This is a genomic window from Hafnia alvei (genome assembly GCF_034424155.1).
GTDB classification, from domain to species: Bacteria; Pseudomonadota; Gammaproteobacteria; order Enterobacterales; family Enterobacteriaceae; genus Hafnia; species Hafnia alvei.
On record NZ_CP139992.1, the window covers coordinates 591,614 to 613,823 of the forward strand.

Here is a 22,210-nt window from a genome sequence, read left to right on the forward strand (position 1 = left end):
GATTTTCGCTCAGTTTTGTAAAACGGAAGAAACCAACAACTGGGTATACGGATGATGAGGATCGTCTAATACGCGATCCGTCAGCCCGCTCTCAACCACTTTGCCTTGCTTCATCACCAGCAAACGATGCGCCAGCAGGCGAGCAACGCCGAGATCATGGGTCACGATCACTACGGCTAACTGAAGCTCGACCACCAACGTGCGCAGCAGATCGAGCAGGCGCGCCTGGACTGAAACATCAAGCCCGCCGGTGGGTTCATCCATAAACACAACGCGCGGATGAGTCACCAAATTGCGCGCTATTTGCAGGCGTTGCTGCATGCCGCCTGAAAACGTGGTGGGTAGATCGTCAATACGCGTGGCTGGGATCTCCACGTCTTCCAGCCAACGCATGGCTTCGGCGCGAATATTGCCGTAATGACGTTGCCCTACGGCCATTAAGCGTTCGCCGATATTGCCACCGGCCGAAACGTGCGGGCGTAGCCCGTCGAGCGGATGCTGATGCACCACGCCCCATTCGGTGCGCAGCAGGCGACGGCGGTCGCTTTCGCTCATGGCGTATAAATCCTGAATGCCTTGGGCGCTCAAATAGCGAATCTCTCCCTGCTGCGGGGTGAGACGTGCGGAGATGGATTTCAGCAGCGTTGTTTTACCGGATCCCGACTCTCCGACGATCCCCAACACTTCGCCCGGATAGAGATCGAAAGAGACATCGCTAAAGCCTTTGCCCGGCGCATACAGGTGGGTCAGATTGTTCACGGAAAGCAGCGGCAGATCGTCGGCTGGTGCTGAGAAGATCGAGTCTGTGGCGTTCATTGCGCGTTGGCCTCGCTGTGCTGGCGGCAAAAATCGGTGTCGGAGCAGACGAACATTCTGGAGCCTTGATCGTCGAGCACCACTTCATCCAAATAGCTGTGCTGCGATCCGCAAATCGCGCAGGGCTGATCCCATTGCTGCACGCTGAACGGATGATCGTCGAAGTCGAGGCTTTCCACTTTGGTGAACGGGGGTACGGCGTAGATCCGTTTTTCGCGTCCGGCACCAAACAGCTGGAGCGCGGGCATCATGTTCATCTTGGGATTATCAAATTTTGGGATCGGTGAGGGAGCCATCACATAACGATGATTGACCTTCACGGGGTAATCATAGGTAGTTGCAATGTGGCCGAAGCGTGCGATGTCCTCATACAGTTTTACCTGCATGACGCCATACTCCTCCAACGCATGCATTTTTCGCGTTTCGGTTTCACGCGGCTCGATAAAACGCAGCGGTTCAGGCATTGGAACCTGATAGATGATGATTTGATCTTGGCGCAGCGGCGTTTCAGGTATGCGGTGGCGAGTTTGAATCAGCGTGGCGTCGGCGGTTACTTCTGTGGTGTTAACGCCGGTAACGCGCTGGAAGAAACGGCGAATTGATACCGCATTGGTGGTGTCGTCTGCGCCCTGATCGATCACTTTTAAGGTATCGGCTTCACCAATCACGCTGGCGGTGAGCTGAATTCCGCCGGTTCCCCAGCCATAGGGCATCGGCATTTCTCGTCCGCCAAAAGGCACCTGATAGCCGGGGATCGCCACGGCTTTAAGGATCGCGCGGCGGATCATGCGTTTGGTCTGCTCATCGAGATAGCCGTAGTTATAGCCCGCTAAACTGTAACCGGTTAGCACGTTAGTCATGTGCATTCTCCTGACGGTCATTGAATTCCTGTTGTAAGCGGTGGAGTAATTCCAGCTCGGCTTGAAAATCAACGTAGTGCGGTAATTTAAGGTGGGAGACAAACCCGGCGGCTTCTACGCTATCGGCGTGCGCCAGCACGAACTCTTCGTCTTGAGCGGGGCCGTTGATCTGCTCTTGGTAATCGGGTGCCTGAAGGGCGCGATCGACCAGCGCCATCGCCATCGCTTTGCGCTCGCTCATGCCAAACACCAAGCCGTAGCCGCGCGTGAAATGCGGGGCATCATCGGGTTGGGCAACAAAGCCGTTGATCATTTCGCATTCGGTCAGCAACAGCTCGCCAATATCGACGGAAAAGCCCAGCTCTTCAGGCGTAATGCTTAGGCTGACATAGCCGCTGCGAATTTCTCCCGCAAACGGATGGTTACGCCCATAGCCGCGTTGAGTGGAGTAGCCCAGCGCCAGCAGATAGCCCTCGTCGCCACGCACCAACTGCTGTAAACGCGAAGAGCGAGAGCAGGGATAAACCGGCGGTGTGCGGGTGATGTCATCGGGTTCAGCGCCGTTGTCGTGTTCCGCGCGTGCCAGCCCTTGCTGTGCCAACATGTTGAAGACGTGCGGGCTATGCGATTCGTTCATCGCTTCATCGCGGTTGATTTCCGGCGTTTCGCCGTTGGCTAACAGCGTGAAATCTAACAGCCGATGGGTGTAGTCATAGGTGGGGCCGAGTACTTGCCCACCGGGCAGATCTTTATACACTGCCGAAATGCGGCGCTCTAAACGCATATCCTGCGTGTCCAAGGCATCGCTGACCGCCAGACGCGGTAGGGTAGTGCGATAGGCACGCAGTAAAAAGATGGCTTCGACCAGATCGCCGCTGGCCTGTTTGATCGCCAGCGCGGCAAGTTGTCTATCGTAGATCCCGCCTTCGGTCATCACGCGATCGACGGCTAACGTAAGTTGCTGATCGATTTGATCAACGCTGAGTTCATTGAGCTGAGACGATCCGCGGCGCTTCTGTTCTTGCAAACGGTGGGCGGCGGCGATGGCTTTTTCGCCCCCTTTAACGGCTACGTACATCGAACACCTCCACGAGCGTGGTGCGCGGAATGGCAAGCAGACGTTCGCCGCAGGTAAAGACGAAATCGCAGCCCAGCGGGAAGCTGTGCGAACGTTCGGTTAAGGCGTTGAGCACGACGTCTGAAATCTGGGGCGCAATCATGCGCTCTTCTAAAATGCCGGGGCCGGTGAGGCGCAACATGTGGCCACCGCTGAGGCTTTTTACCTGCACAATCACCGTGGCGCTGGTTTCCGGTGAGACATCTTCACCTTGCGCGAAATCAGCCAGTTGTTCAGCGGTAACCTGTTCATTCACGACCGTAAAGGCAGCCAGTGAAGGTTCAATGGCCAGCGGAGCGCCGGTATGAAAGCGCAGATTTTGCTGCGCGGTTTCCGAGCTTAGCTCGGGAGGGAACCATACTGGCGTATCTTGATCACTCAGGGTTAACAGCACGCTGGTAGTGGCGCTGTTGAGCGGCAGCCAGCCTTCTGGCGTGTTATTTAAATTCACGATCACGCCGGGTTCGCTCATGGCTTTCAGCAGGCGGCGAAAATGGTTTTGTGCATCATGCACGGGCAATGTAAAAGCGGTCATTAACGTCATTAGTTATCTCCGCGAACCAGAGTGAAGAAGTCTACTCGGCTAGCTGCAATTTCTTGGGCGCGCTGCTGGTGTCGTTCTTGTTGCAGTGCGGCGAGTGGGTTAATCAGGTTTTCCAGCAAAGTTATGTTGTGCTCGCGCTCTTGCAGCAGGGCGTCGATTAACGCGCAGCGCTCGGCGTGAGATTTGTCGCGGCCAAGCTGATAGCTGTAGCCATAGGTGCCGCTGCTGAGCTGAATGACTGCGCGGGTGAGCGTGGCATCGCCAAGGAAGAATCGCTGGCCGCTCCCGCCGGTACGCGCCTGTATTTGGGTGAGGCCGGTTTCTGCGGGGCGAATATTTTTCCACTCCAAAGCGTTCAGATGCAGGGCATCCCACAGCGGATTAAGATCGTCGGGCTGGCTGTGCGCCAGTGTTGCCATCCAGCGTTGGCGCTCAGCGATTGAATAATGAGAGTGAGACGGTGTGGCGTCCATTTAGTGCTCCATGGTCAGTTCGATCATGTCGGCACGCGTCAGGCTAACGGAATACTCCGCAGGCTGTGACTGGCCTTCACAGTGATTTAAGGTACGAACACACATCAGCGGTGCGTGGGTGGCGATTTCTAACAGTCGGCTCTCTTTGGCCTGTGCGCGGCGTGCGCTAATGCGGGTTTGAGTGCGGCTAAGTTCACGTCCAAGATGCTGTTGGATATAACCGTGCAGCGAACCGCTGGTGAAGTTTTGCAACGTGCTCCACCAACTGAGATCCGGTAGGAAATGGTCAATAACGCATACCGGCACGCCGTTTACACGGCGCAGGGTGCGCAAATGAATAACCTGTTGGCCTTCTTCCATCCCTAACGCATCGGCAATATGGCTAACCGTAGGGCGGAGCACCGAGATCAACCGCTCGCTGGTGGGATGGCTACCCTGTTCCAATAGGTTTTGACTAAAGCGAGCCTGTGAGTGCAGCGGATAATCAAACGGGCGGATCAACACTAAAACGCCTACGCCTTGACGACGTTGCACCCAGCCTCGAACGACTAATTCATCAATGGCGCGGCGCAGAGTGTGGCGATTTACCTCATAACGTTCAGCGAGCTGATGCTCTGCGGGAAGATAGTCTCCGCACTGGTAATGCTGGCGTAGGTCTTGTTCCAATAACGCCGCAATCTCTTGATAGCGGGTGGGGAAGCTGGTCGGATGTCTAGATAAGTGCATAACAAACAAAGCCTCTTTAATCAGATGAAGTGCTTGCGTAGACGCTGAGACATGAAATCCAGCAGGCTGACCGTGACGATGATGAACACCATCAGCGCGCAGGTTTGCTGGAACTGAAATCCGCGGATGGCTTCCCACAGGGTGACGCCGATACCACCGGCACCCACCATGCCCACCACGGTGGCGGAGCGAACGTTGGATTCAAAACGGTAGAGTGAATAAGAGATCCACAGCGGCATAACCTGAGGAAGAACGCCGTAGATGATCTCTTCCAACTTGTTGGCACCGGTGGCTTTGACGCCCTCAATGGGGCCCGGCTCGATGGCCTCGACCGCTTCTGAAAACAGCTTCGCCAAAACGCCGGTGGTATGAATAAATAGCGCCAGCACGCCAGCAAATGGGCCAAGACCAACGGCCACCACAAACAGCATGGCGAATACCATTTCGTTAATGGCGCGGCAGGCGTCCATCAGTCGGCGGGTCGGTTGGTAGATCCACCACGGCACGAGGTTTTCGGCGCTCATCAGCCCTAGTGGAATAGATAGCACTATGGAAAGCGCGGTTCCCCAAACGGCGATTTGGAGCGTTACCAGCATTTCGCCAAGATATTGCTGCCATTGGCTAAAATCGGGCGGGAAGAAATCAGCGGCAAAGGTCGCCATATTGCCAGCATCACGAAACAGCGTGAGCGGAGCCATTTCCGCGCCATGCCAAGACCAAGCGAGAACCGCAAGTAGAATGGCACCGGTGAAAAGGCTAAACCAGCTACGCTTTTGCTCGGGCACTAGGGCTGCGGTGGATTGAGTGGTTTGCATCTGTATCTCCAATTTGGTGTCGCTTTTCTCCTAGCTCAGCTTTGCTGCATGCAGAGCTAGGAGGCGAAGGCCAAATTACTGAGTGGCTGTTTTCAAACTGTTCATGGCGTTTAGCGCCGAACTCAGACGATCGAGATCGTCCATTTGAGCCTGTAGCGCCGCGGTTTTTGTGGCTTTGTCGGTTGGGCTTAAACCTTCGTTGGCTTTGATCGTCTGAGTTTGCTTAAACAGTGAGAGCTGGCGGATGGGAACCAGTTGAAGATCGCTGGATGGGCGGAACGGTGCCCAGCTCAAGCCTTTTAGAACCTGTTGTTCTTCCGGCGTTTTGCCGTAATTCATAAAGAAGCCGTAGATCTTTTGTTTGGCATCTTCTGGCAAGTTTTTACGCCATACGATCGGGTCGCCGGGGATCAACGGTGATTTCCAGATCACTTTCAGATCTTTGAATTTCTCCGGAGCCGTGATCTTCAGACGATCGAGGTTTTCGGTATTGTTGGTCGCTACGTCAACCTGTTTGTTCGCTACGGCGAGCGCGTTGGTTTCATGGTTAGCGTTCACGGTGCGTTTAAAGTCGCTAGCGGCAGTATTGTTCTTAGCGAAAACGTAATAGCCGGGGACTAAATAACCGGAGGTAGAGTTAGGATCGCCGTTGCCGAAGGTAAGATCCTTCTTCTTAGCCAGCATTTCTTGAACGTTGTTGATCGGGCTGTCTTTATTCACGATCAGCACGCTCCAGTAACCAGGTGAACCATCTGCAGCCACGGTTTGCGCAAAGACTTGTCCGTTGGCGCGATCCACGGCTTCCATCGCCGAGAGGTTGCCATACCACGCGATATCGACTTTATTAAAGCGCATGCCTTGGATGATGCCTGCATAGTCTGGGGCGAAGAAGGCATTGACCTTCATACCCAGCTTTTTCTCCATATCCTTGAGGAACGGGTCCCACTGCGGTTTTAGGTTTTGTTGGGATTCCGTCGAAATAATGCCGAAGTTGAGCGCCGGAGCCTGTTCTTCAGCGTGTGCAGTGCCAAGCAGGGTACAGACGCTGAACATGCTGGTGAAAGCCAGCGCGGCTACCGTTTTGTAAGTCATGTGATGACTCCCTATGAGCATGTTGAAGGTTCGAATTAAGCCGCAACGGCTTCGGTTTCAGTGGTTGATACGTTGACGCGGTTTACGCCGCGATAGAGATGTTCAATTTGCTCGCGTGCTAAATGCGCGCTCTCACCATCGTAGAAAACATGTCCCTGACGCAGCGCTATGACGCGTTGGCAATAGCGCAGGGCGTAATCCACCTGATGCAGAGTGACCACCACGGTGATGCCGTCTTTTTGATTAATATCGAGCAGGGTTTCCATCACGATGCGGGCGGACTCAGGATCCAGTGACGCAATGGGTTCATCGGCGAGAATAACTTTGGCTTTTTGCATCAGCGCACGCGCAATGGCAACACGCTGCTGCTGGCCACCGGAAAGCGTGGATACACGCTGGTGGGCGAAGGAGGCCATGCTCACGCGAGTGAGAGCCTGCATGGCCTGCTGTTTTTGTTCTTGAGTGAACCAACCGCAACAGGTGCGCCAAAATGGCGTTGCGCCTAGCGCACCAATCAGCACATTTTCGAGAACCGTCAGGCGATTCACTAAATTGAATTGCTGAAAGATATAGCCAATATCGCTGCGGCTACGGCGAATATCTGCCGCGAGACGTCCCTGCTTTTGAATGGTGCGGCCTAATAATTCGATATGGGAGTCATCATGGCGGTCGCCGGTGATAAGTCCGCTTAGATGGCGAAGCAGCGTGGATTTTCCTGAGCCAGAAGGGCCGAGCAAGGCCACCATCTGTCCTTGTTGAACTTCCATGCCAACGCTGTGCAGCGCCTGCTGACCGGCGAATGTTTTACTGAGGTTGGTAACTCGAATAATCGACATGGCGTAACCCTCTTTAGTGAGGTGGTCAAATTAAGTTGCGCTCATGGTGCCGATTGAAAATGACAAAATGGTTATTTATATGTTGCAGAAATATGAATAGTTGAAGGCGTTAGGATGACAGCCATATAGAGAAGGGATACAAAGCAGATTGAAAAAATTGTGTCGTTGAGCCGCGCTGAGCGGTGCATTCTGGACAGCGTATTGCCTGCTCGTTGGCTTTAAGGGGAAATGGATAACATCGAAGGTATCCGTAGGATCACGGGTGCCTTCGGTGATTGTGCCGCATGCTTTTGATGAGCGGCTGAATGATGCGCTCAGCGCAGCTTGTGAATAACCTGATTCGCACTGCCGCGCCAGATGAGCATCGGATCCTTGAGATCTTGCACAAATTTTCCGTCGATGAGTACGTTGATTAAATCCACCACTTCACGCTGTGCATCGCTCAGTTCGTCAAGCTTATAGCCTGTCCAAACCCAGATATCCTTGCCTTCACATTCCGCATGCACGCGTTGTACGAGCTTTAGAATAAACGGCACATTTTGCGGATGCAGTGGATCGCCACCGGAAAGAGATAAACCCTGACGTGGGATGCGCGTGTCATTCAGATCGCCAATGATCTGATCTTCCATTTCTTGCGTAAACGGCATGCCGGAATTCAGGCGCCATGTGCTTTTGTTATAGCAACCGGGGCATTCATGCACACAACCGGCAACGAATAACGTGCAGCGCGTACCCGGCCCGTTGACGACGTCTACGGGGTAATATTGATGGAAATTCATATCTGCTTATCTATAAAAAATGCGGAGGTAAGCCCCTCCCAGCCTCCCCCCTTGGAAGGGGGAGGAGCGGATCGCGTTTTTATCCATCCGCTCCGAACGGTTCCCACCCCTGCTAAGGGGAGGGCTAGGGTGGGGTCATTCGTTGTATTTAACCAATCTGCCCGTTGTTCAAATGCTTAACGCGGCGTTTAACTTCTTCTTGCTTACCGGCGTTAAACGGACGAGCATCAGGGCTACCCAGATAGCCACAGACGCGGCGGATCACGGAGACCTTAGCCGAATCGTGATTACCACATTTCGGGCAGGTAAAGCCTTTGCTGGTACACTCAAACTCCCCGGTGAAACCGCACTCGTAGCACTCATCAATTGGCGTATTTGTGCCGTAGTAAGGGACACGGCTATAGCTATAATCCCAGACGTCTTCCAGCGCTTTCAGGTTGTGCTGTAAGTTTGGATATTCGCCGTAGCAAATGAAGCCGCCGCTCGCCAATGGCGGGTATGGCGCTTCGAAATCCAGCTTGTCGTATGGGTTAACTTTTTTCTCAACGTCCAAGTGGAAGCTGTTGGTGTAATAACCTTTATCGGTCACGCCCGGTACAACGCCAAATTCAGCGGTATCTAAGCGGCAGAAGCGGTCACACAGGTTTTCGCTTGGCGTGCTGTATAAGCTGAAGCCGTAGCCGGTTTCTTCTTTCCAGCTGTCGGTTGCCTGCTGTAAACGTGCAACAATCGCTACGGCTTTCGCGCGCAGGGTTTCATCGTCGAAGACGTGAGTTTGGTTGCCAAACAGCGCATTCATCGTTTCATGAATACCGATATAGCCCAGTGAAATTGACGCACGGCCATTTTTGAAAATATCAGCAATATTGTCGTCGGCTTTCAGGCGAACACCACATGCACCTTCCATATAGAGGATAGGTGCAACGCGTGCTTTGATACCTTCCAGACGAGCAATACGCGTCATCAATGCTTTCTTAGAAAGCTCTAAACGTTCGTCCAGTAATTTCCAAAATGCAGCTTCGTCACCTTTAGCTTCTAAAGCGATACGCGGCAGGTTTAGGCTAATGACGCCGAGGTTGTTACGCCCTTCGTGGATCATCTCACCATTTTCTTCATACACACCTAAGAAGCTACGGCAGCCCATTGGTGTTTTGAACGAGCCGGTAACCTTAACCACTTGATCATAGTTAAGAATATCTGGGTACATACGCTTGCTGGCACACTCTAGCGCCAACTGTTTGATATCGTAGTTAGCGTCGCCAAACTTGTGGTTCAGGCCATCGCGAATGGCGAAGACCAGTTTAGGGAATACGGCAGTTTTACGGTTTTTACCTAAGCCTGCGATACGGTTTTTCAGGATAGATTGCTGGATAAGACGAGACTCCCAGCTGGTTCCCAAGCCAAAGCCGAAGGTGACAAACGGGGTTTGACCGTTAGCGGTATGCAGCGTGTTGACTTCGTATTCCAAAGATTGGAAGGCGTCGTAGCACTCTTTTTCGGTGCGCGTTTTTGCATAGCCTTCTGCGTCTGGAATATTCCATTCTTCAGCGGTCTTACGGTGTTTTTCGAAGCTTGCAGTCACAAACGGTGCCAGAACTTCGTCAATACGATTTATCGTGGTGCCGCCATAAATATGGCTGGCGACCTGAGCGATAATCTGCGCGGTCACGGCGGTTGCGGTTGAGATAGATTTAGGACGCTCAATTTCTGCGTTACCCATCTTGAAGCCGTTAGTCAGCATGCCTTTAAGGTCAATCAGCATGCAGTTAAACATTGGGAAGAACGGAGAGTAATCCAGATCGTGGTAGTGAATTTCACCGCGCTCATGCGCAAGCACCACGTCGCGCGGCAGAATGTGCTGCGTCGCGTAGTGTTTTGCCACGATACCCGCCAACAGATCGCGCTGGGTTGGGATGACTTTACTGTCTTTGTTAGCGTTTTCGTTCAGCAAAGCGGCATTGCTTTGCTCAACCAGGCCACGGATTTCCTGATTAAGACGGCCACGTTGTTCACGAGATACGTCACGGTCGTGACGATACTCAATGTATGCACGCGCAAGCTGCTTATAGTTGCCTGCCATCAGCTGGTTTTCTACTGCGTTTTGAATCACATGGATATCAACACGCTCGAGATCGGCCATCTGCATAGCGACTACGCGGGCGACGGTTGCACAATAATCAGTATCATCAACGCCTGCCGCTCGGGCAGCACGCACCACAGCTTCCTTGATTCGCTGTTCGTCAAATGGTACCTGACAACCGTCCCGTTTAATCACTATTGGTTTCACCGCGTCGCTCCTTTTCCCTTTTTGTGTGTTATCCACAGCCACAATCCGCGTGCCATAAGGCTTGACGCAGTCTTGTGGATGTTTTGTGGATAACTACTACATATGGGTATGTTCTAAAGTGAGACACACTATATATGGTATTTGATTTGAGTTAAAGCGCAGTAGTTTGACATAGCGCAAAGATTTTTATTTTCGGTAGAAACGTTATACAAACCGAGAGCGAGGTCGTTTTTCTTAATGCAACAAGAGTTGTTTGCAGGCGGTGAGGGGATGGTTAATGGAGTGTAGTCAGGGAGAGAATACGTGAATAACCTATTCATAAATGATACGAGTAGTGAGGAATCTGTAGCGGTTATTTGAAAATAAATTGGTAATCAACAATATAACTGCCTACGTGATTCACTCGTGCAGTAACCCACACCGCATCCATTCCTTGCTGCCGTTTATTACCGATTTTCAGCTCTTCTTTTGAAGAACAAAGCTCGATCCAGCGTGAAGTAGAAATGTCTTTCAGCCATACGCCAGCCTCGCAGCGATATCTTCCCCTGTAAGGGCCTGGAATCGAAACATCATAATCGCTGGTATAGGAAATTGTTTTATCAGGAAATAGATAAACGTAAGCATCAAACGCATTCAGCGATAAGGTTAGCCCTACTAACCCGCCAGCGATAAACATACTTGAGATAAAAATACAGTCATTTCTGGTACGAGGTGCAGACGCTAGTCTCGCGGCGCTGATAGCCGCTGTTGTAGCCATAATGCCTATGATAATTAAAGATAGTTTAGTTTCAGAATTTGGTTTTATAAGGATGGTGTTGTTTGAAATTCTGGATACCCATGAGATATAAAAAATAAATAAAATGAAGAAGATGATAGAAATAATAAGTTTATAGTCTTTCTTGATGCATCTGTTTTTATTATTCATATCATTATCCTTATGATGATTCTCCACTGCTAAGAATCAGATATTAGCGGTAAGTTTGGCATATTATTCAGATAACAATCGGAATAACCAGAGACTCTAATGACATGAATTATTAAGTTTATCTTAATTTCTCATTATGTTGATTTGTACTTAATACATCAGCGACGATGAAATACTCATTGATGGAACAGCAGAATTGAGATGCGTTTTTTTAGACTGCTAGAACAATTTGATGCAACCCTAGCGCGGAGTTATGAAGTTTGGGGGCATTGGTTTTGGCGTGTCCTGTGGATTTTAGTTGTCCCTCTTCCAGTCGTTTATGTGCTGTGGGTAATCTTATGGATCGGTTTTACCGAGATCACAGTCGATATTCAAAACAACACTGATGTGGATCGACCATTAGTTAAAGTGAATGTAATTGATTCATCGGGTAAGGATATGCAATCAATGGGCGCTTGTTGTTATTGGGATAAACAAAGGCTCGTCGAGGTTAATTGGGTTTTTGGTGTGTATCAAGATCAGCGGGTTCAGGGAATTAAAGAAGAAATTCGACATAAAACAGTATTATTGCCAGAACGTAAACTGGGAGCAGTGTATTTGCATGTTCTTTTGCTGCCAAACGATGAAGTGAAAATTTGGTGGGGGCCAGAAAATAATTTTTCCCAATTATCTTGGAATAGTTCTAGTCGCTCCAGTAAAAAGCACTGGTGGTCATCGCGACATTACTGGGGAGGGAGTATCTGGAAACACACGCGGTGGCGACGAAATTCCCTCTTTTAACCAAGAGGGAATTCAAAATCACACCGGCAAATCAATCACCAGCGCGCGCAGCGGTGTGACGGCGGTGAGGGTTAGGCTTTCTTCATCATTGATAAAGGCACCGTCGCCGCAGGCCAACAGCTCGGCGCTATCCTGGGTTTTGTAGCTTCCGTGGATCGACTGCACGTAGGCGCGCGATCCGTGTAAATGTAACGTGTGCTGCTCACCCGGTTTAAGATCCAAATGATGGATCCACACCTGCTGGCGCAGTTGTAGGCTGCCGTTGTCGCCTTCGGGCGAAGCGAGCAAGCGATAAGGCTCTTCCACCAGCGTGAGGCGCTGGATCTCGTCGTTTTCCCTTTCTGGGCAGACGTTTAGCCATAGCTGCATGCGGGTAAGCGGTTTATCACTATTGAGATTATGTTCGCTGTAGCTGATGTTTCCCTGCGTGGCGAGTAACACCACATCGCCAGTATGGGCTTGTGTATAGCTGCCTTCGCTGTCGCGATACTCCACGTCACCATCAAGAATAATGTTCAATACGTCGACGCGCGGGAAGGTGCGTGGCTGTAATGACGCTCCGGGTGCCAGTACGTCCTGATTGAGAACGCGCAGTGACGCATATCCCATCAGCTTAGGGTCAAAATAGTGGCCGAAGGAGAATGTATAGCGGGACTTGAGCCAACCATAGTCAGCGTGTCCGCAGTTTTGGGCTTTTCGTTGTGTAATCATGGCGCTCAAGGCTCTTAATAATCGATATAACCATGGTAAGCGTCTGGACGTGAGATTGTTAGCCAGTTAATCTGGTCGCCATATTCAAATTTCCTGAATAGAAGGATGCTATGAGTAAAGATCGCGCGCTGACATTGGAAGCATTGCGGGTCATGGACGCCATCGATCGTCGTGGAAGTTTTGCAGCGGCGGCAGACGAATTAGGCCGAGTGCCTTCAGCTTTAAGCTACACCATGCAAAAGCTGGAAGAAGAGCTGGATGTGGTGTTGTTTGACCGTTCTGGTCATCGTACGAAATTTACCAATGTGGGACGTATGTTGCTCGAACGTGGGCGCATTCTTCTTGAAGCGGCCGACAAGCTGACGACAGACGCGGAAGCGCTGTCGCGCGGTTGGGAAACGCACATTACGGTGGTATGCGAAGCCTTGGTACCTGCCACGCAGCTTTTCCCGCTGGTGGATAAGCTTTCGAAAAAAGCCAATACGCAATTGTCTCTCATGACCGAAGTTTTAGCGGGGGCATGGGAACGTCTTGAGCAAGGGCGTGCGGATATAGTGATTGCACCCGATATGCATTTTCGCTCTTCGTCCGAGATCAACGTGCGTAAGCTCTATAAGGTGATGAGCGTTTATGTTGCCGCTCCTGATCATCCCATTCATTTAGAACCTGAGCCTTTATCCGACGCCGTTCGGGTGAAATATCGTGGCATCGCCGTGGCGGATACCGCACGTGAGCGGCCCGTGTTGACGGTTCAACTGCTTGATAAGCAACAGCGTTTGACCGTGAGCACCATTGCGGATAAACGTCAGGCGCTTATCGATGGGTTGGGCGTTGCGACTATGCCTTATCCGCTGGTCGAACAGGATATTGCCGAAGGTCGCCTGCGGGTGGTGAGCGCCGAATACAGTCATGAAACCGATATTATTATGGCGTGGCGTCGCGACAGCATGGGCGAGGCAAAATCTTGGCTTCTGCGCGAGATCCCTAAGCTGTTTATGAACCGCTGATCCTTCAGCGATTTTTTGAGGAGTGAGCATGGATCGTCGCCGTGCGCTATGGCTGATGCACGGGGCTACCGTGCTATTTGGCATTTCAGGTATCTTTGGCAAACTCATTGCCAGCAGTGCCGCCGTCTTGGTTTTTGGCCGTGCGATTTTCGCGCTAGCGGCCATGTCGCTGTTATTGATAAAACTAAAACGCCTACCGTGGCGTGAGCTTGATGCTCGCGGCGTGGGGCGTTTGTGCGCCTGTGGCGCGCTGCTGTGCGCGCACTGGGTGACGTTTTTCATCGCGGTGAAAGTGGGTGGGGTTGCGGTCGGTACGCTAGGTTTTGCCTGTTTCCCCGCCTTTGTGGCGATTCTGGAAGGGCTGCTGTATCGAGAGAAGCTGTCGTCGGCGGAATATGTGTTAATTCTGCTGGTGACTATAGGACTGGTATTGGTGACGCCGAGCTTCAACTTCGAGAACAGCGCAACGGAAGGGCTGCTGTGGGGCATTTTATCCGGCCTAATATATGCAATTCTGGCGTTAGCGAATCGGCATTCGGCGTCCAGCGTGAACGGCACTCAGGTCTGCTGGTGGCAAAACCTTGCCGTTATCGTGCTGTTGTTTCCGTTTACCTATCATGAACTGCCGCTGGTCAGTGCGATGGACTGGATGTGGATTGCCTGCTTGGGGCTGATTTGCACGGGATTAGCATACAGTTTGTTTATCAGTAGTTTACAAGCGCTGAAAGCGCGTATTGCCGCGATGATTATTGCGCTAGAACCGGTGTACGCCATTCTGATTGCATGGGCGTTGTTCCATGAGGTACCAAGCCTGAGAATGGTTTCAGGTGGCTTGCTGATTATCTTTGCGGTGGCTTGGTCTGCAAGGCGCAGAAGTTAACGGCTCTAAGCAAAAAAATGCCCCAGAAAATCCGGGGCATTCCGTTTAACGGTTATTCACTTTGTGATTTCAAACGGTCGTTGCGGCGGTTAACAAAGACGTTAATCACCAGCGTCAGCACTAAAATTCCAGCCACTACGCTTAACGATACTGCGATTGGGATGTGGTACAGATCCATAATCAGCATCTTGAAGCCGATAAACACCAGAATCACCGACAGACCGTATTTCAGCATTGAGAAACGTTCTGCCACGCCCGCCAGCAAGAAGTACATCGCACGCAGACCCAAAATCGCAAACAGGTTAGACGTTAATACCAAGAACGGATCGGTGGTGACCGCGAAGATCGCGGGGATGCTATCTACGGCAAAGATAACATCGCTAAGCTCAACCAGAATCAGTACCAACAGCAGCGGCGTGGCGAACAACACGCCGTTTCTGCGAGTAAAGAAGTGCTCGTTTTCAATCTTGTCGGTCATGCGCAAATGGCTACGGATCCAGCGCACCAGCGGTTTGTCGCCAATATCGCCGTCGTCATCCTTTGCCAAGGCCATTTTCACACCGGTAAACAGCAAGAAAGCACCGAATACGTACAGGATCCACTGGAACTGGGTGACTAACCAGCTACCGGCGAAAATCATAATGGTACGTAGCACAATCGCGCCTAACACACCGTAAACCAGTACGCGGCGTTGCAGGTTCGGCGGTACTGAGAAGTAGCTGAAGAGCATCAGCCAAACGAACACGTTGTCGACGGCCAGCGCTTTCTCAATGAGATAACCGGTTAAGAACGCCAGCGCCTGTTTGTCGGCAACGACGCGCCCCATGGTTTCGCTGAGATACCACCACAGACCTGCGTTGAACAAGAGGGATAAGCTGACCCATACGAGCGACCAGATGGCGGCTTGGCGCAGCGTCATGGTGGTGGCACCGCGACGCCCCTGCAACAGCAGATCGACGGCGAGCATAATGACGACGATGACGGCAAAACTACCCCAGAGCAGGGGAGAGCCAATGGAATTGATCATGGGAGTATCCTTCGTAACACTCATTAAATACAAAAATCACGATGACGGAGGACGACAGCGACGACTCTTGTCTGAGTTTTAAGCGCACCTCGCCTTCCGGCAAGGTCTCACTTACAACTCGATACCAGCGCATCATGCAACCGCGGTATTCACCGCGCTCAATGACTCTGGTATACATCTAAGCAGGGCGCTTAGATACATTTTAGCCTAAAGCCAAAATGCGTTGCCTGGCAACCGGGTACGCAGCACGCACCGTAATGACGATTAACCAGCAATGAAGTTACTCCCCTTTGCATGTAAGAAAATAATGCAAAATATTTCAAAGGTCAATGTTTGGCGTGGATTAGCAAAGGGAAAACTTGAGCCATGATTTTACATGCTGTAAACCATGGCTCGTTTAAATTTATAAACCGTGAACAAATTCGCGCAGCAATGATTGGCTGACGGGAGTATTGCTAGTACGGCGTTGAATATCGAGGTATTTAGCCTGATGCTGCGGTTCTAGCTCAGCGATCCAGCTCATGTAGCAATGCATCACCGGCCCGTTAAATTCAGGATGGAACTGCGTGCTGATCACGTTATCGCGATAGCGGATGATTTGATGCGGATCTTGCTGTGAGCGGGCTAAAGCAACCGCGCCTTCGGGCAAACGAAGCACCGATTGTGAATGTATGAGATTGGCATAGAAGCGCGGCGGATAGTTTTGCAGTGCCGGATCTTGTTGAGCTTCTGGCAACAGCTCGATTTCCAATGTACCAATTTCCAGCCCTTCAGGATGATAACCCACCTCGCCGCCGAGCGCGTGAGCTAATAGCTGATGACCATAGCAGGCTCCGAAAATAGGTAGCCCCATACCGATGGCGTCGCGTAGCCACATCGCAGCGTATTCACTCCACGGCAATAGTTCGGTCACCATCGCTGCTGAACCGGTAATCACCGCACCGCGATAATGTTCAGGGCTAAGCAGTTGTTCGCCTGCAGGAAGATTCACAATCACTACGCTGGACGGATCAATATCGCCCTGCTGCAAAAACATATCGGTAAAACCGCCGTGCTGATGGCGAATAACATCCGGTGCATCACCGGTTTGTAAAATGACTAAGGGTTTTGCCTTAAACTCCGCCATAGAATCTCCTGAGTACCGCCGCCGTTGGATATTTTCAAATTAATTGAAGCTTTCAAATTAGACGCTTTTCACACATTTTTCTAATGCCGTTGTGAAATATAGATCGCGTGAAATAAACCGGTACGACTGGGCTGATATTAATTAATACTCAACTTCTATTCTTTTGTCGTCGTCCTCGGGGTCGTCGATGTAAACACGCGCTGTTTTTTTATTAATGTAAAGTCTCCCAACAACAGGTGCAGTTTCCGGATCGCCGGCCCCTATACAGCCCTCGCTTTGGTGATCTTCGCGAATAGGAAAATCAAAAGTGTCGTCTTTATCGCTATCTTCGGTGCTTTCGTAAAAATGGCACTGACCTTGAAGGCTCATAAAAAGGGATAAAATTCTAGCTGCTTTAGCCGCTGAATCTGTATCGACGTTTTCGCGAAATTGATCGCCCGAGTTTTTAGCTACAAGCTGGTCGGTTTTGAGCCATCCTTGGATAATTTGGCGATCTTGAGCATAGTAAGTCGCGTATGAAAACCCATTTTTTATTATCTGACGTTGAACTGAAACTCGGTCTCCTGGAATAACAAATATTTTCTTGTTGATACACTCAGGCGAAGGGGCAGAGTAAAACCACGCATGCCTTGCTCCAGAAACCTGATAATGATTTTTTTCATGCGAGACATGCAGGGCTTCTTGTCCTTGAAATGCGATATCAGATTGTTTTTGGCAACCGGTGGGGGCGTTGAGTGGAGAAGTAACATCTAATAATTGGCTAGCTTGTACCCAGCCTGTAACGAATAAGCCCTGTGCATCACGGAAACTGATGTAGTTGTACTGCTGGGGGACTGAGTGGCGAGTAGAATGGGGATCTCGGTATTCTGTAGCCTCACGGAATACCTGAACGGGATCGCCATTAACCAAGAACGTATTTAGACGACACTGCACATTCGGGGCTGAATAAAGATAAACGCGGTCAGAGGCGGTTACCTGTTGAATTTTATGTACATAACTCGCGTTTGCTGCCGCATCTATCACATCATTATGGCAACTTGCATAAAGTGGAGAAGTAAATAAGAAAAGGATAAAACATAGTCGTAGGGACATTGGGGCGCTCTCTGGCACACAAATAGGCAGCCGAATAAATGAACGTGTATTTTATCTTCAATGAGATTCAAATTGTGTGCATTATCATTAAACTCTCTCTTAACTTTCAAATATGAAGAGAAGTAGTATTTCCTATAAATTCATCGTATTACATAGTATTTCCTCTTATCCCACACTGATTTTTAGGGTATAGCCATCTTGTGGTATTAAAAAGGCTATTGCGTTTTTGTTTTGGAGATCCAAGTATGAAGCCAATAAATGACGTGATAATAAGCACGATTGATAATAATTAGGACATCAAAATGGCCGTAGCAGGAAAAGCCGATCCGTTGGCGTTTGGGGGATTGGTGTTGTTAACGCTGATCTGGAGTTATAGCTGGATCGCGATGAAGCAGGTCACGCTGTATATCGGCGCCTTTGATTTTACCGCGCTGCGTTGTGTGTTCGGAGCCTTATTACTGTTGGTGGTGTTAAAACTGCGTGGTCGCGGGATGAAACCAACGCCTTTTGCTTACACGCTGGCGATTGCCGTGCTGCAAACTTGTGGCATGGTTGGACTGGCTCAGTGGGCGTTGATCAGCGGCGGGGCCGGTAAGGTCGCCATACTAACTTACACTATGCCGTTTTGGGTGGTGATCATGGCGGCACTGTTCTTGGGTGAGAGAATGCGTCGCGTACAGTATCTGGCCATTGTGGTGGCGGCGATTGGGCTTTGTTTAGTCTTACAGCCGTGGAAGCTGACGGGTGAGTCATTGAAAAGCGCAGTGCTGGCCATTCTTTCCGGCATAAGCTGGGGGGCGAGCGCTATTGTCGCTAAACGCCTGTACCAACGTCATCCTAAGGTAGATTTGCTGTCGCTGACCACATGGCAAATGGTGTACGGCGCGATCATTATGAGCGTGATTGCGTGGCTGGTTCCCGAGCGCCCAATTGTGTGGGATCCGTATGTCTATTTCGCATTGTCGTACAGTGCCATTTTGGCCACAGCGCTGGCGTGGACGCTATGGCTATTCGTGTTGAAGAACTTACCGGCGGGCATTGCAGGCCTGAGCACCTTAGCGGTACCAGTGTGTGGCGTGTTGTTCTCTTGGTGGCTGCTGGGTGAAAATCCGGGGGTGATTGAAGGGGCTGGTGTTGTGTTAATCGTGCTGGCGTTAGCGGTATTAAGTTTCGGCGGTAAACGCGTGGCGAAAGCTCAAATTCAGCAGGTTAAACCTATTCGTTAGTCAAAAGGCCTCTAATACTAGAGGCCTTTTTTCATTACCCGCGAGTATTCGGCACAACCACGGTTTCAGGTGGAATCGCGGCATCGGCCGGGAATTCAACCCCGGTCAGCGCGCGCACCTGCGTTAGGATCTTCGCCGTGCTGCGCGATACGTTGATCCCCGCATGATCAATGCTTTGATATTGCACCAGTTTGGCAAACACTTCCGCCTCGTAATACATGGTGTTTTCTTGCTGGGTTTGGCTGATAACTTCGGGCTGCCCACCGCGCGGTGTAAATGTCACTTTCTGGCATTCAGATATTTTTTCGATAACTAACGTGCCATCTTCACCCTGAATTTCGCTTGGGATATCCGAATTGCTGACCTTGGAGTGGAAAAGAACCACGTCGAATCCCTCGCCAGCGCCGTGACCTGCGTAGTTCATGCTGACGTGCCCATGGGCATCCACACCGGAATCTAACAGCGTGGCGCTGGCGTTAAGGCTGTCCGGTTCGCCAAACAGAGAGACTGCGCTGGCCAAGCAATAGTAGCCAATGTCCATAATCGAACCGTTTGAAAACGCAGGATTAAAGGTATTTGGGTTTTCGCCGTCTAAATAACGCTGATAGCGCGAGGAATATTGGCAGTAGTTCAGGAACACCTTGCGCAGTTTCCCCAAGCGCGGCAGCGCCTGTTGGATCGCTGAGAAGTTAGGCAGGTAGGCGGTTTTAAACGCTTCAAACAGCACGACCTGATTCTCATGTGCGCAGGCGATCATACTTTCGACTTCATGCACGTTGGACGCTAACGGCTTCTCACAGATGACATGCTTTTTATGCTGCAACATCGCCAACGTATGTGGATAGTGGAAAGAGTTTGGGCTGGCAATATAAACCGCGTCAACCTGAGCACAATTGCCGAGATCGTCGAGCGAATCGAAAAAATACTGGGCTTTATTTGGCTCGCCAAAAGCGTATGCCTGCGCTAAATGACGTGAATACACAGCGGTCAGCTGCATTTTCCCCGTGGCATGCGCGGCGTCGATAAAGCTCTGGGTAATCCAGTTGGTTCCAATAACGGCAAAGCGAATCATGGGCGTCTCCGATTGGGAAAATAAGATTTTTCACAGAGTAGCATTTCTTGGATTAATTCGGCGACGCTGGGCAAATTAATACAGCGCGCCAACCAGTTCTAAATGCGTGAGATACATGCGGGTATCGAACTCAAGCTGGTGGTAAGCGGGTTCCATATGGCAGCACAGGTTGTAAAATGCTTTGTTGTGTTCTTTCTCGCGCAGGTGCGCCAGCTCGTGAACGACGATCATACGCAGAAAAGCCTCGGGCGCATTTTTGAAGACGGTCGCAACACGGATTTCAGCTTTTGCTTTTAACTTGCTACCCTGCACGCGCGAAATGGCGGTATGTAGCCCTAATGCATGTTTGAGAACCTGAATTTTGCTGTCGTAGCCCACTTTATTAATTTGCGGCGCATTACGCAGATACTGATTTTTGAGATCGGTAGTGTATTGATAGAGTGCGCGATCGGTGGTGAGCTGGTGTGGCTGCGGGTAACGCTGCAATAAAACAGTCCCCAGACGTTGCTGGTCGAGCAGTTGGCGAACCTGCGTTTGCAGATGTTCAGGATAGCCGGCCAGATAAGTCAAAGACGTCATATTCAATTCCTTCAGGTACAATAGCGGACTATTGTACGTCATGCGCGTGACATAACAATTCTTGAGCACGGTGCTCGGGCGGTGAAGACCGTCACATCTGCACGATAATTTATTTTATTCTGCCGCTTAATCAAGCGGATAGATTTTGGAGGGGCGATGAGCCAACTCGAACCGATCTCCGGTTTTTTTGAAGAAAATGGCCTTGAGCTAGAACGCTACCCACAGCAGTCTGATGATCCAACGCTTCAGGCGTGGGAAGCCGCCGATGAATATCTGTTGCAGAGTTTCGATCTGCCGCAGGCAGAAGGTCGTCCGGTGATTGTGTTCAACGACGCCTTTGGCGCGTTGGCTTGTGCACTGCATGGTCAGCAGTTATACAGCGTGAGTGACTCTTATGTTAGCCAGTTGGCAACGCGTCATAATCTTGGCCTGAACGGCATGGATGACGACACGGTCACCTTGCTTGATAGCCTTGCGCCCCTGCCACAGGCACCTGCTTTGGTGCTAATCAAAGTGCCAAAAGCGTTGGCATTGTTGGAACACCAGTTGCGTGCGCTGCGTGACGTGGTTGCGCCAGATACCGTGATTGTCGCGGCGGCAAAAGCGCGTGATATTCACACCTCAACGCTACAGCTGTTCGAAACTATTTTGGGTGATACCCATACTTCGCTGGCATGGAAAAAAGCCCGTTTGATCCACTGCCAAGTGGCCGAACGTAGCCCCGCGCCTGCGCAGCCAACAACCGTTTGGCCTCTGGATCTCTGCGGCACTGACGAACCTTACCAGATGCATAACCATGCATCGGTCTTCTCCCGTAGCAACTTAGATATCGGCGCTCGTTTCTTCCTTGAGCATTTGCCGAAAGATATCGAAGGTTCGATTGCGGATCTGGGCTGTGGTAACGGCGTTATTGGCCTGAAGGCGCTCGAGCTGAATCCAAACGCAGATATGCTGTTTTGTGATGAGTCATACATGGCCGTTGCTTCAGCGCAGATGAACGTTGAAGTTAACCGTCCGCAGGATATGGATCGCTGTGCGTTCCGCGTCGGCAACGGTTTCTCTGGCGTAGACGGCGGCAGCCTAAACGCGGTGCTGTGTAATCCTCCGTTCCATCAGCAGCATTCCATTACCGATCAGGTCGCGTGGGATATGTTCGTTGGGGCGAAACGTTGCCTGAAAATTCACGGTACGCTGTATATTGTGGGCAACCGTCATCTGGATTACTTCCACAAACTGAAGCGTTTGTTTGGCAACTGCACCACCATTGAAACCAACAAAAAATTTGTGGTTTTAAAAGCGACTAAACTCCCTCCGCGTCGTTAGTTAAACTCGCTATATTTGAATTTATAGTCATAAAAAGTGCATAACATATTGTGTTGTGCACTTTTTCTCGGTTATGCTCAGTCCTACAGCCGTTTCGCGGCTGGTCAAAATAACGCT

23 protein-coding genes are annotated in these 22,210 nt (G+C 50.9%); 5 read left to right on the forward strand and 18 right to left on the reverse strand.

The annotated features are described in order from the left end of the window. Positions 1-9: 9 nt before the first annotated feature. From phnK to U0008_RS02815, 12 genes are all read right to left on the reverse strand, one after another. A complete protein-coding gene (phnK, locus tag U0008_RS02760; RefSeq protein WP_051874062.1) occupies positions 10-816 on the reverse strand; it encodes a phosphonate C-P lyase system protein PhnK in 807 nt (268 codons plus the stop codon). Next, complete coding sequence (locus tag U0008_RS02765) at positions 813-1,676, reverse strand: alpha-D-ribose 1-methylphosphonate 5-phosphate C-P-lyase PhnJ (RefSeq protein ID WP_040046278.1); 864 nt, start codon at positions 1,674-1,676, stop codon at positions 813-815. Before U0008_RS02765 ends, phnK begins: the two co-directional genes overlap by 4 nt. Next, on the reverse strand, positions 1,669-2,754 hold the full coding sequence (locus U0008_RS02770) for a carbon-phosphorus lyase complex subunit (protein WP_043490754.1): 1,086 nt from the start codon (positions 2,752-2,754) through the stop codon (positions 1,669-1,671). The genes U0008_RS02765 and U0008_RS02770 overlap by 8 nt, the downstream gene beginning before the upstream one ends. Beyond that, the gene (gene phnH, locus U0008_RS02775) at positions 2,738-3,337 is read right to left on the reverse strand and encodes a phosphonate C-P lyase system protein PhnH (RefSeq protein WP_043490756.1); all 600 of its coding nucleotides are present in this window, start codon (positions 3,335-3,337) and stop codon (positions 2,738-2,740) included. The genes U0008_RS02770 and phnH overlap by 17 nt, the downstream gene beginning before the upstream one ends. After that, on the reverse strand, positions 3,337-3,810 hold the full coding sequence (phnG, locus tag U0008_RS02780; protein WP_043490758.1) for a phosphonate C-P lyase system protein PhnG: 474 nt from the start codon (positions 3,808-3,810) through the stop codon (positions 3,337-3,339). Before phnG ends, phnH begins: the two co-directional genes overlap by 1 nt. Next, entirely contained in the window at positions 3,811-4,536 is a 726-nt protein-coding gene (phnF, locus tag U0008_RS02785) for a phosphonate metabolism transcriptional regulator PhnF (protein ID WP_043490761.1), read from the reverse strand. Between the two features lie 20 nt (positions 4,537-4,556). Further along, positions 4,557-5,351 (reverse strand): phosphonate ABC transporter, permease protein PhnE, encoded by a 795-nt coding sequence (phnE, locus tag U0008_RS02790; RefSeq protein ID WP_025798923.1) that lies wholly within the window; start codon positions 5,349-5,351, stop codon positions 4,557-4,559. A gap of 75 nt (positions 5,352-5,426) precedes the next feature. Beyond that, on the reverse strand, positions 5,427-6,443 hold the full coding sequence (gene phnD, locus U0008_RS02795; protein ID WP_025798924.1) for a phosphonate ABC transporter substrate-binding protein: 1,017 nt from the start codon (positions 6,441-6,443) through the stop codon (positions 5,427-5,429). Positions 6,444-6,478: 35 nt separating this feature from the next. After that, complete coding sequence (gene phnC / locus U0008_RS02800) at positions 6,479-7,279, reverse strand: phosphonate ABC transporter ATP-binding protein (protein WP_025798927.1); 801 nt, start codon at positions 7,277-7,279, stop codon at positions 6,479-6,481. A gap of 314 nt (positions 7,280-7,593) precedes the next feature. Then, entirely contained in the window at positions 7,594-8,058 is a 465-nt protein-coding gene (gene nrdG / locus U0008_RS02805) for an anaerobic ribonucleoside-triphosphate reductase-activating protein (protein ID WP_043490764.1), read from the reverse strand. A gap of 148 nt (positions 8,059-8,206) precedes the next feature. Further along, positions 8,207-10,345 carry an anaerobic ribonucleoside-triphosphate reductase gene (gene nrdD, locus U0008_RS02810; RefSeq protein WP_025798930.1) on the reverse strand — a complete coding sequence of 713 codons (2,139 nt, stop codon included), beginning with the start codon at positions 10,343-10,345 and terminating at the stop codon, positions 8,207-8,209. 352 nt (positions 10,346-10,697) lie between these two features. Next, positions 10,698-11,270, reverse strand: a complete 573-nt coding sequence (locus tag U0008_RS02815; protein ID WP_043490776.1) for a hypothetical protein — start codon at positions 11,268-11,270, stop codon at positions 10,698-10,700. A gap of 201 nt (positions 11,271-11,471) precedes the next feature. On the opposite strand from U0008_RS02815, the gene U0008_RS02820 reads away from it, so the two are divergent. Beyond that, positions 11,472-12,050, forward strand: a complete 579-nt coding sequence (locus tag U0008_RS02820; protein WP_043490779.1) for a hypothetical protein — start codon at positions 11,472-11,474, stop codon at positions 12,048-12,050. Between the two features lie 18 nt (positions 12,051-12,068). Here U0008_RS02820 and U0008_RS02825 read toward each other — a convergent pair whose 3' ends face one another. Next, positions 12,069-12,761: a pirin family protein gene (locus U0008_RS02825; RefSeq protein WP_043490781.1), complete on the reverse strand. Its 693-nt coding sequence runs from the start codon at positions 12,759-12,761 to the stop codon at positions 12,069-12,071. 110 nt (positions 12,762-12,871) lie between these two features. Here U0008_RS02825 and U0008_RS02830 point away from each other — a divergent pair, with 110 nt between their 5' ends. Then, a complete protein-coding gene (locus U0008_RS02830) occupies positions 12,872-13,768 on the forward strand; it encodes a LysR family transcriptional regulator (RefSeq protein ID WP_025798936.1) in 897 nt (298 codons plus the stop codon). Between the two features lie 28 nt (positions 13,769-13,796). Further along, complete coding sequence (locus U0008_RS02835; protein WP_043490784.1) at positions 13,797-14,648, forward strand: DMT family transporter; 852 nt, start codon at positions 13,797-13,799, stop codon at positions 14,646-14,648. 52 nt (positions 14,649-14,700) lie between these two features. Here the strand turns inward: U0008_RS02835 and U0008_RS02840 are convergent, their stop codons facing one another. From U0008_RS02840 to U0008_RS02850, 3 genes are all read right to left on the reverse strand, one after another. Further along, positions 14,701-15,672 carry a TerC family protein gene (locus U0008_RS02840; protein WP_025798939.1) on the reverse strand — a complete coding sequence of 324 codons (972 nt, stop codon included), beginning with the start codon at positions 15,670-15,672 and terminating at the stop codon, positions 14,701-14,703. Between the two features lie 406 nt (positions 15,673-16,078). Beyond that, the gene (locus U0008_RS02845) at positions 16,079-16,801 is read right to left on the reverse strand and encodes a glutamine amidotransferase (RefSeq protein WP_025798940.1); all 723 of its coding nucleotides are present in this window, start codon (positions 16,799-16,801) and stop codon (positions 16,079-16,081) included. 141 nt (positions 16,802-16,942) lie between these two features. Next, positions 16,943-17,893, reverse strand: coding sequence for a hypothetical protein (locus U0008_RS02850; RefSeq protein WP_051874063.1), 951 nt, complete (start codon positions 17,891-17,893; stop codon positions 16,943-16,945). A 302-nt stretch (positions 17,894-18,195) separates the two neighbouring features. Here U0008_RS02850 and U0008_RS02855 point away from each other — a divergent pair, with 302 nt between their 5' ends. Next, positions 18,196-19,119: a DMT family transporter gene (locus tag U0008_RS02855; RefSeq protein WP_043490786.1), complete on the forward strand. Its 924-nt coding sequence runs from the start codon at positions 18,196-18,198 to the stop codon at positions 19,117-19,119. A gap of 34 nt (positions 19,120-19,153) precedes the next feature. Here U0008_RS02855 and U0008_RS02860 read toward each other — a convergent pair whose 3' ends face one another. Beyond that, on the reverse strand, positions 19,154-20,191 hold the full coding sequence (locus U0008_RS02860) for a Gfo/Idh/MocA family protein (protein ID WP_043490788.1): 1,038 nt from the start codon (positions 20,189-20,191) through the stop codon (positions 19,154-19,156). A gap of 75 nt (positions 20,192-20,266) precedes the next feature. After that, positions 20,267-20,770, reverse strand: coding sequence for a M48 metallopeptidase family protein (locus tag U0008_RS02865; protein WP_025798947.1), 504 nt, complete (start codon positions 20,768-20,770; stop codon positions 20,267-20,269). Between the two features lie 156 nt (positions 20,771-20,926). Here U0008_RS02865 and rlmG point away from each other — a divergent pair, with 156 nt between their 5' ends. Further along, a complete protein-coding gene (gene rlmG, locus U0008_RS02870; RefSeq protein ID WP_043490791.1) occupies positions 20,927-22,093 on the forward strand; it encodes a 23S rRNA (guanine(1835)-N(2))-methyltransferase RlmG in 1,167 nt (388 codons plus the stop codon). The last annotated feature ends 117 nt before the right edge of the window (positions 22,094-22,210 follow it).

Excerpts from the sequence above, each read along its gene's own strand:
- U0008_RS02825 (WP_043490781.1), bottom strand. The coding sequence starts at position 12,761 with ATGATTACACAACGAAAAGCCCAAAACTGCGGACACGCTGACTATGGT.
- phnD (WP_025798924.1), bottom strand. The coding sequence starts at position 6,443 with ATGACTTACAAAACGGTAGCCGCGCTGGCTTTCACCAGCATGTTCAGC.
- phnF (WP_043490761.1), bottom strand. The coding sequence starts at position 4,536 with ATGCACTTATCTAGACATCCGACCAGCTTCCCCACCCGCTATCAAGAG.
- U0008_RS02865 (WP_025798947.1), bottom strand. The coding sequence starts at position 20,770 with ATGACGTCTTTGACTTATCTGGCCGGCTATCCTGAACATCTGCAAACG.
- U0008_RS02855 (WP_043490786.1), top strand. The coding sequence starts at position 18,196 with ATGGCCGTAGCAGGAAAAGCCGATCCGTTGGCGTTTGGGGGATTGGTG.
- U0008_RS02770 (WP_043490754.1), bottom strand. The coding sequence starts at position 2,754 with ATGTACGTAGCCGTTAAAGGGGGCGAAAAAGCCATCGCCGCCGCCCAC.
- U0008_RS02835 (WP_043490784.1), top strand. The coding sequence starts at position 13,797 with ATGGATCGTCGCCGTGCGCTATGGCTGATGCACGGGGCTACCGTGCTA.
- U0008_RS02845 (WP_025798940.1), bottom strand. The coding sequence starts at position 16,801 with ATGGCGGAGTTTAAGGCAAAACCCTTAGTCATTTTACAAACCGGTGAT.
- U0008_RS02765 (WP_040046278.1), bottom strand. The coding sequence starts at position 1,676 with ATGACTAACGTGCTAACCGGTTACAGTTTAGCGGGCTATAACTACGGC.
- U0008_RS02820 (WP_043490779.1), top strand. The coding sequence starts at position 11,472 with ATGCGTTTTTTTAGACTGCTAGAACAATTTGATGCAACCCTAGCGCGG.
- phnK (WP_051874062.1), bottom strand. The coding sequence starts at position 816 with ATGAACGCCACAGACTCGATCTTCTCAGCACCAGCCGACGATCTGCCG.
- U0008_RS02860 (WP_043490788.1), bottom strand. The coding sequence starts at position 20,191 with ATGATTCGCTTTGCCGTTATTGGAACCAACTGGATTACCCAGAGCTTT.
- U0008_RS02830 (WP_025798936.1), top strand. The coding sequence starts at position 12,872 with ATGAGTAAAGATCGCGCGCTGACATTGGAAGCATTGCGGGTCATGGAC.
- U0008_RS02850 (WP_051874063.1), bottom strand. The coding sequence starts at position 17,893 with ATGTCCCTACGACTATGTTTTATCCTTTTCTTATTTACTTCTCCACTT.
- nrdG (WP_043490764.1), bottom strand. The coding sequence starts at position 8,058 with ATGAATTTCCATCAATATTACCCCGTAGACGTCGTCAACGGGCCGGGT.
- U0008_RS02815 (WP_043490776.1), bottom strand. The coding sequence starts at position 11,270 with ATGAATAATAAAAACAGATGCATCAAGAAAGACTATAAACTTATTATT.
- phnE (WP_025798923.1), bottom strand. The coding sequence starts at position 5,351 with ATGCAAACCACTCAATCCACCGCAGCCCTAGTGCCCGAGCAAAAGCGT.
- rlmG (WP_043490791.1), top strand. The coding sequence starts at position 20,927 with ATGAGCCAACTCGAACCGATCTCCGGTTTTTTTGAAGAAAATGGCCTT.
- phnH (WP_043490756.1), bottom strand. The coding sequence starts at position 3,337 with ATGACGTTAATGACCGCTTTTACATTGCCCGTGCATGATGCACAAAAC.
- phnG (WP_043490758.1), bottom strand. The coding sequence starts at position 3,810 with ATGGACGCCACACCGTCTCACTCTCATTATTCAATCGCTGAGCGCCAA.
- phnC (WP_025798927.1), bottom strand. The coding sequence starts at position 7,279 with ATGTCGATTATTCGAGTTACCAACCTCAGTAAAACATTCGCCGGTCAG.